This window comes from Mesorhizobium sp. WSM3866, assembly GCF_002294795.1.
GTDB lineage: Bacteria > Pseudomonadota > Alphaproteobacteria > Rhizobiales > Rhizobiaceae > Mesorhizobium.
Genome location: NZ_NSGC01000003.1, coordinates 421,820 through 437,162, shown reverse-complemented (window position 1 = coordinate 437,162; position 15,343 = coordinate 421,820). Strand labels below are relative to the sequence as shown.

Here is a 15,343-nt window from a genome sequence, read left to right as displayed (position 1 = left end):
ATGAATTTCCTGGTCACCGGTGGCGCCGGCTTCATCGGCTCGGCCGTCTGCCGGCATCTGTGCGCCAACCCGGCCCACCGCGTCACCAATCTCGACAAACTGACCTATGCCGGCAACCTCGCTTCGCTCAGGCCGATCGAGAATGCGCATAATTACCGTTTCGAGCAGGCCGATATCTGCGACGAGCGAGCGGTGCTTGAGATTCTGCGCCGCGACGACATCGACATCGTCATGAACCTCGCCGCCGAGAGCCATGTCGACCGCTCGATCGACGGCCCCGGGGCCTTCATCGAGACCAACATCGTTGGCACCTACCGCATCCTAAACGCCGCGCTCGACTACTGGCGCGGGCTGTCGGGGGAGCGTAAGGCCGGCTTCCGCTTCCATCATGTCTCGACCGACGAGGTGTTCGGCGACCTTCCCTTCGACGGCGGCATGTTCGTCGAGGAGACGGCCTATGCGCCGTCCTCGCCCTATTCGGCGTCCAAAGCCGCTTCCGACCATCTGGTGCGCGCCTGGCACGAGACCTACGGCCTGCCGGTGGTGCTTTCCAACTGCTCGAACAATTACGGCCCTTACCATTTCCCCGAAAAGCTCATCCCGCTGGTCATCCTCAACGCGCTCGACGAGAAGCCGCTGCCGGTTTACGGCGCCGGCGCCAATGTGCGCGACTGGCTGTTCGTCGAGGACCACGCCCGCGCGCTGGAACTCGTGGCGACGAAAGGGCGGCCGGGCGAGAGCTACAATGTCGGCGGCAATTCCGAGCGCACCAATCTCGGCGTCGTCGAGACGATCTGCGATCTGCTCGACCGGAGGCGCCCGCGCGCCGGCGGCAGAAGCTACCGCGACCTGATCACCTTCGTCACCGACCGCCCCGGTCATGACCGCCGCTACGCGATCGACGCCTCCAAGATCGCGCGCGATCTCGGCTGGGCGCCGCGGGAGAATTTCGACAGCGGCCTGGCGAGGACGGTCGATTGGTATCTCGACAACAAATGGTGGTGGGCCCCGATCCGCGAGCAGCGCTACAATGGCGAGCGGCTGGGCCAGGGTCCAATGGAAAACGGCCCGATCGAGAACGGCCCGATGGAAGACGCGGCGATCGAAAACAGCCCGGTCAGGAAGGTCGGAAACGGGCAGGCCGAGAGCAGGGAGGGCGCCGCGTGAGGCTTGCCGTCACCGGACGCGAGGGCCAGGTTGCCGCCAGCTTGATAGAGCGGGGCAGCAAGGATGTCGAGGTCGTTCCCGTCGGCCGGCCGGCGCTCGACCTGGCGCGCCCCGAGACGGTGTTTGCGGCGCTGGCAGAGGCAAGGCCCGACATCGTGGTTTCGGCCGCGGCCTATACGAATGTCGACCAGGCCGAGGACGAGAAGGAATTGGCCTTCGCGGTCAACGCCACCGGCGCCGGCAAGGTGGCCGAGGCGGCAGCAGGGCTCGGCGTCCCCGTCATCCATTTGTCGACCGACTATGTCTTCGACGGCGCCAAGGACAGCGCCTATGTCGAGACCGACGCGACCGCCCCGCTCGGCGTCTATGGCGCCTCCAAGCTCGCCGGCGAAAAGGCCGTGGCGACCGCCAACCCGCGCCACCTCATCCTGCGCACCGCCTGGGTCTACAGCCCGTTCGGCAGGAACTTCGTCAAAACGATGCTGAGGCTGGCTAGCGACCGTGACGAGATTTCGGTCGTCGCCGATCAATGGGGCAATCCGACCTCGGCGCTCGACATCGCCGACGCCATCCTGCATGCGGCGGCGAGGCTGCGAAACGACAAGAATTTCGCCGCCTTTGGTGTCTACCATCTGGCAGGCAGCGGCGAGACCAACTGGAGTGGCTTTGCCCGTCACATCCTCGACACAAGCCGGGCATTTGGTGGCCCGTACGCGACGGTGCGCGACATCGCGACAGTGGACTACCCGACCAAAGCAAGGCGGCCGGCCAATTCGCGGCTGTCGAGCGCGAGGTTTGCGAACGTGTTTGAGTGGCGAGCCCCGGAGTGGCGGGTCGCGGTGGAAAGCGTGGTTCGCCGGCTGGAGGGTGGCGAGACGAAACAGGCATTGAGTGCATGAACGAAAACCCGTCCCCCGAGCAATTGCACGGCGCGAGGCCGCAGCCGGCCAATCAAGTCGCGCCGAAGAAGCGCGCAGGCGCCAAGCCGGCGAATACCAAGTCAGCGAACACCAGGCCAGCAAAGCGCACCTGCATCATGGTGCTCGGCATGCATCGCTCGGGGACAAGCGCGCTGACGAGGGCGATCAGCCTGCTGGGCGCGGCGCTTCCCAAACAGGTCATTGCTCCGGACGAGAACAATGCCAATGGCTATTGGGAGCCGACCAGCCTCAATATGCTCAATGAAAAAATGCTCACCGAAGCTGGCAGTAGCTGGGATGACTGGCGGCCGTACGATGTAAGAAAGCTATCAGAAGAGCGCAGAAAGTTCTATCGAAGCGAAATTGCCAGGATTATTGGAGAAGAATACGGCACGGCGCCTCTATTCATCATCAAAGAACCGCGAATTGCACGCTTCGCTGAAATGTATGCTGACATATTAACGTCTCTGCAAATCGATATCCGCTATGTATTCGTGTTCCGGAATCCCTTGGCTGTTGCTGCATCGCTCGGAAAGCGTGGTGGTTCAAGTCGGGGGTTTGGGACGCTGGTGTGGCTTCGTCACGTATTGGATGCTGAACAAGCCAGTCGCGGCAAACATAGGGCCCTTATTTCATATGAAGCGATCGTCGAGAACTGGCGCCCTTGCCTGCAGAGGATCGCGGACACGCTTTCGCTAGATTGGCCCAGGTCCATTGACGAAGCCAAATCGGATGTCGATGCTTTCATCTCATCCGCCAATCAGCATCATAGCGCTAGTCAGGATGAACTTGACGCTGACACGACAGTCGCAGCCTGGATAAAAGACACTTATGCCGCTGTTCAATCTTTGGAGGGTGACCCATACAATCAGCAATCATTCAGGACATTAGATCGTGTGAGACGCGCATTCGATGCGGTTTCTACGACGTTCGGTAATGCGGTCTATCCCGACCTTCATGCACTCAATGCCGCTCTAGCGGCCGCTGAAAGCCGCATGCAACGTATCGCTGCGGAAAGCGCTGCCGAGATTGAAGCTTCGAAGCGCGCACTGGCAGAGCAGGGAATCGAATTTCAGGCGCGCGAAAATAAGTTGCAAGATCAGCTGAAGAAAGCGCGCACCGCTGCGAGCGAGCAGCGAAAGAAGGAAAGGCGTCTGGTTGCCGAAGTGCGGGATGAGCTAGCCAGCATGCGCCACACTCTGGAAACAGGGGTAGCCAATAACCGCACGCTTTCCCTTGTCCAAAATGAATGCCAGCAACTCGAAGTCGCACTCGCCCGCAGCCAAGCCGAAGCCATGAGCTACGCAAACGCTCTTGGAGAGTTACGCAGTAGTACAAGTTGGCGCATCACAGGGCCTATTCGTGCAGCCAAGTATTTAGTGGCGAACCCACGCGGTTCTGCTGGTGTTCTACTTGGATTTGGGCGGCGAATGGCTGCTCGGCTGCCGGTGCCGACCAATATCAAGCATACCGTTAAGATGCGCCTTCTTCGGTATGACACAATGCGAAAGGCTGGCAGTTTGTCTCGTCAAGACGCGCTCGATTCCTTGGCAAGCCGCGTCACAACTGTGGAAACGCCGTTGGCCCTGGGACGGAGTGCTGACGCCGAGGCGGAATATATCTCTCAGGTTCTCTCGATCGCGAAGCGTCCCGCCGGCACGGACTTGGCGTATGTTCCGCGCTCCGAGGAGATCATCGACTTCGCGCGTTCGCCGCTAAAGGTAATGGCGTTTTACCTGCCGCAATTCCACCCAATACCCGAGAATGACGAATGGTGGGGGAAGGGGTTCACGGAATGGACCAACGTCGCCAAGGCTGTCCCTCAATACATTGGTCATTATCAGCCTCATATGCCCGGGGAGTTGGGATTCTATGATCTGCGGGTCATTGACGTCATGCGGCAGCAGGCGGATCTGGCGAAGTCCTATGGCGTAGCGGGGTTCTGTTTCCATCATTATTGGTTCGGCGGCAAACGGCTGCTTGAGAAGCCAGTCCGGCAATTCCTGGAGAACTCGGATATCGACGTCGAGTTCTGCCTGTGCTGGGCCAACGAGAACTGGACCCGTCGATGGGACGGTCAGGAACAAGATGTACTCATGGCGCAGCAACACTCGCCCAGCGATGATATCGCGTTCCTGGACGACATCCTTCCGGCGCTGCGGGATAGGCGCTACTTGCGGCATGACGGGCGCGCAGTTCTGATCGTCTATCGCGCCAGCTTGCTTCCTGATACCGCCGCGACGGCGGCCCGTTGGCGCGACCGCGCAAGAGCCGCAGGCGTCGGCGATCTCTATCTTGTCGCAGCACAAACGTTTGGAATATTGGATCCACGCCCACTCGGCTTTGACGCGGCCATTGAATTTCCGCCTCATATGGGAATGGCGTCGGGTCTCAATGGCCAGCTGAAGATTGTAAACCCTGACTTTCGTGGTCAAATCTACGATTATGAAGAACTTGCAGCGTCCTACAGCCAAAGGAAGCGGCCACCCTACCAGCTTATCAAAACCGTAAGCCCCAGTTGGGACAACGAAGCGCGCAAGCCAGGCAGCGGGCACAGTTTCTATGGTGCCAATCCGACTTCCTATGCTAGGTGGCTTAGGAACGCGTGTGACATCACCGTTGACAATTTAGCGCATGATCTCCCCCAGCCGCCGTTGGTATTTGTAAACGCTTGGAATGAGTGGGCCGAAGGTGCGCATTTGGAGCCCGATCGAAAATTCGGGTACGGCTATTTGCACGCCACGGCCAACGTGATGCGCGACTTTATCGTGCCGGACCCGCGCCTCGTTGAGCTGGTTGAACAGTCTCAGAGAGCATTTCGCAAGCGATCGAGGTCGGCGATTGTTTTGCACTTGCACTACGACGATCTATTCGAGGACATGCGCGAAGGTATCTTGAATGCTGGTGAAGTGGACGTTTTCGTCTCATTGCGACGAGACGCTCCAGGCACTGTTGCAGAGCGCGTTCTCGATGCTTTCCCCAATGCACATCTGTCATATTTCCGCAATCGCGGACGCGACATTCAACCGTTTCTCCAGTTGTTGCCGCTCCTCCTAAGCGAGGGTTACGAAACTGCCTGTAAGGTGCATAGCAAAAAGTCGCTGCATCGGCATGATGGCAACGCCCTCAGGAGCGGCGCGCTGAGCAAGCTTTTGGGATGGCGAGAAGGTGTGAAGCAGATAATCCAGCGTTTTGACAATGACCACAAATTGGGGCTTCTAGCACCGGCCGGATCGCTTCTCAATTTGAGTGAGTTGGACAGAAACGTCCTCAATCGCAATTGGTTGGACCGGCTTTTGCCCACACTGGGAATGCAGGCTCAGGTTGGCCGTTACGATACTGTTTTTCCGGCAGGCTCGATGTTTTGGTTCAGGCCGAAAGCGCTCAGACCGTTCGCAGATCTGTCGCTCGGTCCTGACGATTTTGAGGATGAGGTTGGGCAGGTCGACGGAACGCTCGCACATGCCATCGAGCGACTGACCGCCGCTGTGGCTTTGCACGAAGACTACTCAGTCGGCGAAACTGATTCTCACTAAAGGATACAAGATGACTACCATCGAGGATTTTCGAAAATGCTCGGACCGTGAATGGCTTGAGATGCTCGTTGCGAGTGTTCGGAATCCAGTAGTTTCGGGCCTTACTTTTCCATCGTTTCCGCCGGATGATCTGCAGTCGCAATTCGTCGGCTCCGCAAACGAGAACGCGCTTCGAGAGGCTCACAGTTTTTATACTCTAATGAAGCAAACCGCTCACCAATACGGAAAGCCGATCGGTAGGGACAGCACGTTCCTGGACTTCGGCACGGGGTGGGGCCGCTTCCTGCGATTTGCCTGGAGGGACGTCGCTGAGGGCCACCTTTTTGGGGTCGACATCGATCCTGATGTTATTGCGCTGGCCAAATCGAATGGTGTGCCGGGGAGACTATCGACCATCGAGCCTTTGGGTGCCCTGGATATGCCAAGTGTGAGCATCGACGCAATTCTTGCGTATTCTGTCTTCACGCATTTACCGGAGCGGGTGCATCTACATTGGATGGCAGAATTCAAACGCGTGACGCGCCCTGGGGCAATTATCGCGCTTACGGTTGAACCGCGTCGTTTTTTGGAGTTTGTCGCCTCGCTTGAAGGCAAGGTTCCCGAAAGCGGTTGGCACGCAGGTCTACAACGGTTCTCTGCGGAGGCGAAAAACCGGCTGGCAGAATTCGATGCAGGCCAACTGGTGTATCTTCCGACCGGCGGTGGCGACCATCGCGGTGCTGAAATCTATGGCGATGCTATTTGCCCTATTCAGTACCTGCAAGACAAATGGGGGCCGGAGTTCACACTGCGCGTTCATATCGACGATCCATCGCGCTTTTGGCAGGCAGCCGTAGTTCTACAACGCCTTTGAGATTGCGGTTGATGTTTGAGCTTGGCCCCATAAGTGAAGCGGATGACGCAATCATCGCTCCACGTGTGGATAGCAGCGATGCGCTGCTGTCCACAAGGAATGGCGAGTCCGGATCTTATGTAGTGTCCTCTGGCGCTATGTTGCCATTGGGCACCATAGCCAAGGTTCCACCTCAACCTGGTGGAGAAAAAGTGCCAGTGTGGTGTGCACCAGAGGAGAAAGTCTACGTCGGCGAAATTCGCGCTGTATGTCTCACAAATTGCTATTACCTGCCAAAGTTGGGCACGTTGATCGATGCGTCCGGCCGCATTAGCAAGACGAGTTTCGATGAGGCGCGCTTTGTGGTCGGTGACCTAACAAACCTTCCGAACGTTCGCGTTGATGGTTCGAACGCTTTCCTCCAAATACCCCCCGATGTGAAAACCATAGACGATGCTGTCGTATTCATGCCTTGGGGGGCCATGTCCAATTATGGACATTTCATCCTCGACGCCCTGCCTTCTCTACTCTTGTTGAACAAACTCTCATCGTCCCGGCGGTGGAATGTGGTTTCTCCCGCGATGTCGGGTTGGCAACGCAGCCTCTACGATTTGATTTCGAGCGAGCTTGGAAACTTGACGCTGACTACTGTCGATTCGGATATCGTGTTCCTGCGCTCTGCGCTGTTCTTTAGCACGATGAATCACTTCCTCCACCACGGGGGGGCGGTATGGGGTGATCTGAGAACTGGGTTGCTTGCCACGGCTCCATTGCCGCGTCTCACGTCGAGGCGGCTCTTCATCGTACGCGATGACGCTAAGCGCGCGTTCGTCAACCAGTCGGAAGTTGCAGAAAGGCTCTCGGAACTCGATTTTGAGCCGGTCACTCCGGAGCGGCTTTCGGTTGAACAGCAGCGAGAGCTCTTCTCGCAAGCTGAGATCGTCATAGGGGTCTCCGGAGCGGGTCTAGCAAATGTGATTTTTTGCCGGCCAGAGACCCGTGTGGTCGAGATTCAGCCGAGCCTTGGACGAGGAATTTGGGTCCGAAATATCTGTGTTCATCTTGATTTGGGATGGGCGCCTTTCTTCGTCGAAAGCGTTCCCCCGACCGTGGTGCAGATCGTTGGAGGAAGTGCCCGTCCAGAAATTGGAATCTCTTTTCACGTCCCGATAGAGCCTTTCTTGGACCACGTTCGCCAAATCATCGAGACAACAGTCTTCAGTTCGGAAAGATGAATACCTCTCTTGCACTGTCCCTTATTCGCCGCGAGGTCGCTGGCCGTTATCGCGGATCAGTGCTCGGACTCTTTTGGTCGCTTCTCAACCCGCTATTCATGCTGGCCGTTTATACTTTCTTTTTCGGCATGGTGATGAAGTCGCGTTGGACGATCCCGGATCAGCCGAACGCTACCCATTCGACCGGCGAGTTTGCGGTCATCTTGTTCTGTGGGCTAATTGTTTTCCAGTTTTTCGCGGAAGTGATTTCACAGTCGCCCGGATTGATCGTGGCCAACACAGGCTACGTCAAGAAGATCGTTTTCCCGATCCAGATCCTGCCTGTGGTTGCGGCCGGTGCGGCGTTATTTCACGCTGCCGTCAATCTCGTCGTGCTGCTGGTTTTTGCCTATGCTGCGTTTGGCAACATTCCCCTGACCGTGGTTTTAGCTCCTGTGGTTTTCACGCCGCTGGTCATTTTGGTGCTCGGTATTGCCTGGCTGCTGGCATCGATAGGCGTGTACTTTCGAGACATGAGTCAGATCGTGGCGCCGCTCGTAACTGCAACCATGTTCCTGTCACCGGTATTCTTCCAGCGAGCGTCGCTCCCGACATGGCTACAACCCTGGCTTTCGCTTAATCCACTTGCAATTCCGGTCGAGAGTTTCCGCACGGTGGTTCTCTTCGGCACGCAACCGAATTGGACATCGCTCGGCTATTACTCGCTGACGGCGATCACGGTTGCAGTTCTCGGCTATCAGTTTTTCCAGAAGACTCGCAAGGGCTTTGCTGATGTCCTCTGACGTTGTGATTCGTCTTCAGGATATAACCAAGGTTTACCGCATCTACGCGCGCCCGAAGGATCGGTTGATCCAAATGGTGACCTTCGGCCGTGTTCGGCGGTTTCGCGAATATCCCGCCATACACGGAGTGTCGTTCGAGGTTTTCCGTGGAGAAACGGTTGGGATTATCGGGCGCAACGGTAGCGGCAAGTCGACGCTGCTGCAGATGATCGCAGGCGGGTTGCATCCGACGTCCGGCATCCTTGAACAAAAAGGCAAGCTCTTCGCCCTTCAACTTGGGACTGGCTTTGATCCAGAATTCACCGGCCGCGAGAACGCCTATCTTGGAGCCGCGATCATCGGAATGTCGAAATCCGAGGCGGACGCGACGATGGATTCGATTCTTGAATTCGCCGGCATCGGCGATTTCATCGACCAGCCTGTGAAGACTTATTCTAGTGGAATGTATGCGCGACTCGCCTTCGCCGTCGCTGCTCATCTGCCGACCGACATTCTTATTGTTGACGAGGTTCTGGCTGTCGGGGACTTGGCCTTTTCGCAGAAATGCATGCGCTTCATTCGTGAATTCAAATCTCGCGGCACCCTACTTTTGTGTGCGCACGATCTAGGTTCGGTGATGGCCCTATGTTCCCGCGTCGTGTGGATCGACGGCGGAAAGGTCCGCATGATAGGGCCTACGAAGGAGGTCTGCGACGAGTACCGTCGCGCGATAGAACTTGAGGGAGACAGTACGGCTGAACTGAAATTCGGCGGCCGTCGTGGCGAGCGCCCGCCTGAAAGTCCACCACCTACGGACCATCGCTCAGAATTGCTACGTTCGTCGTCTCTTGCCAACGAAATCCAGGTTTTCGATTTTGATGATGATGCCGCTTGGATTGGTGCGCGATCCGGGTCGATCGTTTCAGCAGGCCTAAAAAACACTGCGGGCTCTCCGGCCGTCAATCTCTCGGGTGGCGAGAATGTGGTCTTTGAGATCAAAGCAAGGGCACACGTGGACCTTGAAAGTCCCATCTTGGGGTTTAGCGTTCGTGACCGCCATGGACAGGTCGTCTTTGCGGACAATACGTTCCTGACCTATCGTCATGATGGCATCCTTACACGCGGCGGTGAAACGATCATTGCCCGGTTCATGTTTCAGATGCCGTACTTGCCGACTGGAGACTACGGGATCACGGTCGCGTTGGCTACGGGTAACCAAGCAGTGCACACCAAGCAGCACCGCGTCGATGATGCCATTTTCTTCAATGTTGTTTCCTCGCACGTGGCCAAGGGCCTGGTTGGCATTCCGATGCAGTCGATCACCATGGAAACTTTCGTTGAACGCGGGCAGGAGTTTTCTGCATGACCGACCATGGCGACCTCTATCTTGACCTCTTAAAGCGTTCACTGCTTAACTGCGTGTATCTCGATAACGAGCTACGCATCATCTATCTGCGCAATTGTATTGCCGGATCAGAAGTGTTTGACAGCCGGGTTCTGCACGATATCCGTCGTGAGAGGCATGACGCTTATGCTGAGATGACGGCGGGGCGCGCTGACGGGAGGTTCCTCAACCGAAATATCCACAATGCAGGGTATTCCCATACGATGATCGGACGAGCACGTATGGATATGCTCCACGAATGTCTCGACAAGGTAGTCACAGACGGCATTCCCGGGGATTTGGTCGAGTGCGGCGTGTGGCGTGGCGGAAGTTGCATCTTCATGGCAGGATACCTAAAAATAAAATCAAACGAAAAGCGGCGGATATTTGTTGCAGATAGTTTTGAAGGATTGCCGGCGCCAAGCCTTGCACAGGATATTGGACTTGATCTGAGTAAGACGGTCTATCCAGAACTTGCGGTGGACGATGAAACTGTCCGCGAGAACTTTAGGTTGTATGACCTAGATTCCGAGTCCGTCGTGTTTGTAAAGGGGTGGTTCAAAGACACGCTCCCTCTGCTTCAGACGCATGAAATTGCGCTGCTGCGCCTAGACGGTGATCTTTATGAATCGACGATGGACGCTCTTGAAGCTTTGTATGAGAGAGTTTCGCCAGGCGGAATCGTATTTATAGATGACTACGCATTAGAGCAGTGTCGTCTTGCAGTTGCAGATTATTTTGCGCGCAAGTCATGGGATCTTCCGCAGATGAACAAGGTTGATTGGACGGGCGTTTGGTTCCGTAAGGCGGCGTAATGGACTATCTTGCCGCCCTATCGTTGATACATAGGATCTTACGACCCAGAAACTATCTCGAAATTGGATCTCGCTTCGGCCATAGCCTTGCATTGTCGGAAGCACCATCGATCGGGGTTGACCCGAACTATGAAATTAGGACGCCGTTACAGGCGCCAACCCGTTTGTTCGCTGAGACAAGTGACGAGTTCTTCAAGCGCGATGTCGCTTCGCTGGTGGGTGGCCCAATCGACCTTGCCTTTATCGATGGCATGCACAACGCGGAGTTCGCGCTGCGTGATTTCATCAATTGCGAACGTGCGAGTCATGCTCAGGGTGTCATTGTAATAGATGACGTATTGCCGGGGGACATTGCTCACACGAGCCGGGTCCGCAACACTCAAGTTTGGACCGGCGATGTTTATAAGTTGGTCACAATCTTGCGGAAATTCCGACCTGATCTGATCGTGCAAACATACGATGTCGAGATGAAGGGACTGTGCATCGTCTCCGGATTGAGGCCGGGCGACACTACGTTGATGGAAGCCTATCGCGACATCGAAGGCGGCATTTTGCGGGAAGACTACCAATTGGAAACCATTGAGGAGATCACCCGGATTGTTGCTCCGCGCTCGACTGCGTCATTGGAAACTGATCTTGTGCGCTTGGACGAAGGCCGCTCGAAACGGAACTACGAAACTGGGCTTGCTCGCACTAATCTCCTCAGTTACCAAGCCGGGACGATGAAGTATCGATACCGCAATGTTCCATGTCTAAAGAGCCCTATAGACATTGCAATCTATTTGCAGCTGCTCAACGAGCGACGCCCTGCTTCGATTATTGAGATCGGCTCCAAGTACGGAGGTAGTGCGCTGCTGCTCCGCGACATGTGTTGCGCAATGGATATTCCAACCGGAATTGTTTCGATCGATCTGGATCCGCCAAGCTTATCTGCATCGGAAGGAATTCGTTTCCTCCGGGGTGACGCGGCCAACCTCGAGGTTCTGTTTCGTCAGCAGAGGCTTTTTGACCTACCGCGGCCTTGGCTGGTTATCGAGGATTCGGCCCACAGCTACGCCGTCTGTACTTCAGTTTTGGATTTTTTCGAAGAGCATCTCCGCACTGGCGAATATCTTGTTATGGAGGATGGGGTGCTCGACGATCTTGGTTGGTCGGCGCGCTATCAAGGAGGTCCTAATAGAGCGATCGCAGAATTTCTTGCAAGAGAGAAGCAGTCGTTCGAGATAGATGTCGCCTACTGCGACATGTTCGGCCCAAATATGACCTACAATCCAAATGGATATCTCCGAAAGATATGAGTATTTTTTCACGAAAGCGCCGACCATTCCTTTCTGTCATCATTTGTGTTCACGATATGGCGCGCGAGGCTCCGCGTACGATTCTGTCTGCTTGTTGTCCCTATCAAAAAAATGTTTCGCCGGACGAATACGAAGTTATTGTGGTTGATAACGGGTCCGCGCACCCTTTTGGATTGCACGATGAGCCTGATTTCTGGCCTATGCCGCAGATTGTAAGAATGCCCAATCCGCAACCGTCGCCTGTCTTCGCGCTCAATTGGGCAGCAACGCATCTGGCCAAGGGCACTCATGTTCTCTTTGCGATCGACGGAGCTCGTATTTTCTCGGATCAATTAATTGCAAGTATGTTGAGGGCGCATTCTATCTGTGCGGATGCATTTGTCTACACGCTTGGTTGCCACCTGGGGTCGAACGTGCAGATGATTTCGACTACCCAAGGATACAATCAAGAAGTAGAGGACAAACTTATCGCGGATAGCGGCTGGCCTACACAACCGTCCGCGCTCTACGATATCTCGGTGTTCGCAGGGTCGTCCAGTAACGGATTCTGGAGACCGATCCTGGAAAGCAACGCGTTCTCTATACCTCGCGATCTCCTCGACGGCCTTGGTGGCTATAACACAGGCTTTACTTCTCCGGGAGGTGGCTTGGCCAATCTCGAGATTTTTGCTCGGTATGTTCAACGACAGAATGCTAGGAACGTATGTTTATTGTCAGACATGACATTTCATCAGGTCCATGGCGGTATCGCAACTTCAGGGAAGGTCCAGTTTCCTACGTTTGATGCGGAGTATCGGTCAATTTTCCAGCGCGGTTATGTCAAGCCGTCCTTTGAGGCCGTTTACCTTGGACCCATTCGTCGGGAGGCCGCAAAGTTCGTAAGAATTGGCCTCATCGAATGATTCGGTGAAGAGTAAAATCTCAGAACAACAACTCAAGTAGGTGCACGCCGTCTAGCAAGGGCAAGGTCGATGGGGCCCCAAGTGTCATTGACGGATTGTGCTCCTGACATACGACTTGCCTGAAACAGGCTGTCTGAAGTCGACGTCCTGCATTGCTGACTCTCCAATCTAGTTTGCCTTCAAAGTGGAGCGTCCCGCCCAGAATCCGACCGCATGCCACCTAGTGACACATCTATTTTGCCGCAGCGCGATAGGCAACATGTGAATTGATTCTTCCTGTGCTAGTAGGAGAGGAAAAACCCCTAGCTCTCCCCCCAACTCCGCGCTAATGCCATAACCGGTGACGGGGTTGGGGATTTGCAATCTGGAGTGGCGAGGGACGGTGTTCTGTCCCGCGCCGCTCTGATAGTATTCCCGCGCCTGGAGTTCAGTACTACCCAATGACCGCCTATGTAGAAGCCGTATCGGGCCTCCGACCGAAGATGCGGCGCGCCATCATCATGGTCCAGGACCTCGTCATGGTCCTGATCGCGGTGGCGCTCAGCCTCACGCTCTCGCAGTCGCGGCTTTCCTTCGATGCGTTCTCCTCCGGCGGGCTGGCCTGCTGGGCGCTGATCGTGCTCCTTGCCCATCTCCTGTTTCGCACCTGCGGCCTCTACAGCACCGTCTGGCGCTTTGCCTCAACGCCCGACTTTTTCAACATCCTGAAGGGCTGCGGCAGCCTGACGGGGGTTCTCTATCTGGCTTCGATTGCCTACCGCTCCTTTTTCCAGCCGGTCGCCGGTCTCAACGAGCGCCAGTTCATCGTCTTCTTTCTGGTCTCCTTCACCATCATTTCGGCACCCAGGCTCTACTATCGTTTCCTGCGCGACGGCGCGTCCTGGCGCATCCTGCGCCGCGCCGCCGGCGATGCGTCGATCAAGCAGGCGCTGTTCATCGGCCGGCTGAGCGAGGCCGACGTGATCGTCCGCTTCACCCGCACGGCGGTGCCGGCCGAATATGCCATTGCCGGCATCATGGCTACGGAGGCCGGCGCGCCGCTCGGTACGCAGATCCAGGGCGTTCCGGTCGTGGCGCTGCGGCCGCGTCTGGTCGAGGTGCTGGAAGAGTATGTCAAGGGCACGGAAAACCTCGACCTCCTGATCTTCGGCAAGGGGGTCGAGCGCGAGATCGAGGACTATGCCGAGCTGGTGCGCGTCGCCCGCCACAGCGGCATCGCCGTCGTCCAGTTCTCCGGTCTTTCGGAGCTGGGGCAGGGCGGCAAGCTGGTTCTCGATGCCGTCGAGATGGAAACCATCATGCGCCGTTCGGCGGTCGCCACCGACATCGCGCGCATCGGCGTCTTCGTCGGCGGCAAGCGCGTGCTGGTCACCGGCGGGGCCGGCTCCATCGGCCGTGTGCTGGTCAAGCGCGCGCTGGAGCTCGGCGCCGAGGCGGTGCTGGTGGCCGACAATTCCGAATTCGGCATCTTCCAGCTCGATCAGATCATCGACGAGAAAGACCGCGACCGGCTGGCCAGCCGCATCGTCGATGTCACCGACCGGCCGCACATGATGCGCCTCGTCAGCGAGTTCAAACCCGCGATCATCTTTCACGCCGCGGCGCTGAAGCATGTGCCGCTTCTGGAAGAGAACTGGGAAGCGGCGATCGAGACCAATGTCTTCGGCACGCTCGCCTGCGCCGAGGTCGCGGCCGAATGCGGGGTGCCGCAGTTCCTGCTCATTTCCAGCGACAAGGCCGTCGACCCGAGCTCGGTGCTTGGCGTCACCAAGCGCGCGGCCGAGCAGATCGTCTCCTCGCTGCATGAAACGCACGCCGCGCCGTCGCCTTTCCCTGCCGGCGGGCTGAACGGCCGCCATGCCGGCACCTCAACTGTGCGTCGTCCCGGCACCAAATTCATCGCCGTGCGCTTCGGCAATGTCTTCGGCTCCAACGGCTCGGTGGCGACCATCTTCCAGGCGCAGATCGAGGCAGGCGGGCCTGTCACCATCACCGACCGGCGCATGACGCGCTATTTCATGACGGTGGCCGAGGCCGTCGATCTCGTCATCATGTCGGCCGCCGATGCCGAGCGGCGCCAGGGCAGGGACGACTACGCCATCTACATGCTCGACATGGGCAAGCCCGTGCCGATCCTCGAAGTTGCCGAAACCATGATCCGCATGGCGGGCAAAAGCCCCTATACCGACATTCCGATCCGCTTCACCGGCATCAGGCCCGGCGAGAAGCTGCACGAGGCTCTGCATGGCGAAAGCGAGGAGGTCGTCAAGCTCGACATCGCCAAGATCTTCGGCCTGAGGACCGACGTCGTCGAGTGGCCGAGGATCGAGGCCGCGCTGCCGGCGCTGGTGGCCGCCATACGGGACCAGGACAAGGCCGCGGCGCTCGCGATCCTGGCCGGGCTCTACCGGGCAGGGCAAGGCATTGGCGGCGCGCCACAGCGGGCGGTGCCGAAAGCGGCCGGACAGATCGGTTAGGCCTGTGCCGCCCTCC

At 57.2% G+C, this 15,343-nt stretch carries 11 protein-coding genes; all 11 read left to right on the top strand.

The genetic code is table 11. The features are described from left to right. The 11 genes from rfbB (at nt 1) to CK222_RS10090 (ending at nt 15,327) form a co-directional block, all read left to right on the top strand. Nucleotides 1-1,167: a dTDP-glucose 4,6-dehydratase gene (gene rfbB / locus CK222_RS10140; RefSeq protein WP_245433003.1), complete on the top strand. Its 1,167-nt coding sequence runs from the start codon at nt 1-3 to the stop codon at nt 1,165-1,167. Continuing rightward, nucleotides 1,164-2,066, top strand: a complete 903-nt coding sequence (rfbD, locus tag CK222_RS10135; protein ID WP_095800260.1) for a dTDP-4-dehydrorhamnose reductase — start codon at nt 1,164-1,166, stop codon at nt 2,064-2,066. The genes rfbB and rfbD overlap by 4 nt, the downstream gene beginning before the upstream one ends. Continuing rightward, complete coding sequence (locus CK222_RS10130) at nt 2,063-5,623, top strand: glycoside hydrolase family 99-like domain-containing protein (RefSeq protein ID WP_095800259.1); 3,561 nt, start codon at nt 2,063-2,065, stop codon at nt 5,621-5,623. The genes rfbD and CK222_RS10130 overlap by 4 nt, the downstream gene beginning before the upstream one ends. Nucleotides 5,624-5,633: 10 nt before the next feature. Next, entirely contained in the window at nt 5,634-6,476 is an 843-nt protein-coding gene (locus tag CK222_RS10125; protein ID WP_095800258.1) for a class I SAM-dependent methyltransferase, read from the top strand. An 11-nt stretch (nt 6,477-6,487) separates the two neighbouring features. Further along, entirely contained in the window at nt 6,488-7,690 is a 1,203-nt protein-coding gene (locus CK222_RS10120) for a glycosyltransferase 61 family protein (RefSeq protein WP_176477609.1), read from the top strand. After that, entirely contained in the window at nt 7,687-8,472 is a 786-nt protein-coding gene (locus CK222_RS10115) for an ABC transporter permease (protein ID WP_095800256.1), read from the top strand. The genes CK222_RS10120 and CK222_RS10115 overlap by 4 nt, the downstream gene beginning before the upstream one ends. Beyond that, entirely contained in the window at nt 8,462-9,817 is a 1,356-nt protein-coding gene (locus tag CK222_RS10110; protein ID WP_095800255.1) for an ABC transporter ATP-binding protein, read from the top strand. Before CK222_RS10115 ends, CK222_RS10110 begins: the two co-directional genes overlap by 11 nt. Next, nucleotides 9,814-10,650 carry a TylF/MycF/NovP-related O-methyltransferase gene (locus CK222_RS10105; protein ID WP_095800254.1) on the top strand — a complete coding sequence of 279 codons (837 nt, stop codon included), beginning with the start codon at nt 9,814-9,816 and terminating at the stop codon, nt 10,648-10,650. The genes CK222_RS10110 and CK222_RS10105 overlap by 4 nt, the downstream gene beginning before the upstream one ends. After that, on the top strand, nt 10,650-11,948 hold the full coding sequence (locus CK222_RS10100) for a CmcI family methyltransferase (protein ID WP_095800253.1): 1,299 nt from the start codon (nt 10,650-10,652) through the stop codon (nt 11,946-11,948). Before CK222_RS10105 ends, CK222_RS10100 begins: the two co-directional genes overlap by 1 nt. Further along, nucleotides 11,945-12,850 (top strand): glycosyltransferase family A protein, encoded by a 906-nt coding sequence (locus CK222_RS10095; RefSeq protein ID WP_141247053.1) that lies wholly within the window; start codon nt 11,945-11,947, stop codon nt 12,848-12,850. The genes CK222_RS10100 and CK222_RS10095 overlap by 4 nt, the downstream gene beginning before the upstream one ends. Before the next feature lie 440 nt (nt 12,851-13,290). Next, the gene (locus CK222_RS10090) at nt 13,291-15,327 is read left to right on the top strand and encodes a nucleoside-diphosphate sugar epimerase/dehydratase (RefSeq protein ID WP_176477608.1); all 2,037 of its coding nucleotides are present in this window, start codon (nt 13,291-13,293) and stop codon (nt 15,325-15,327) included. Nucleotides 15,328-15,343: the final 16 nt, after the last annotated feature.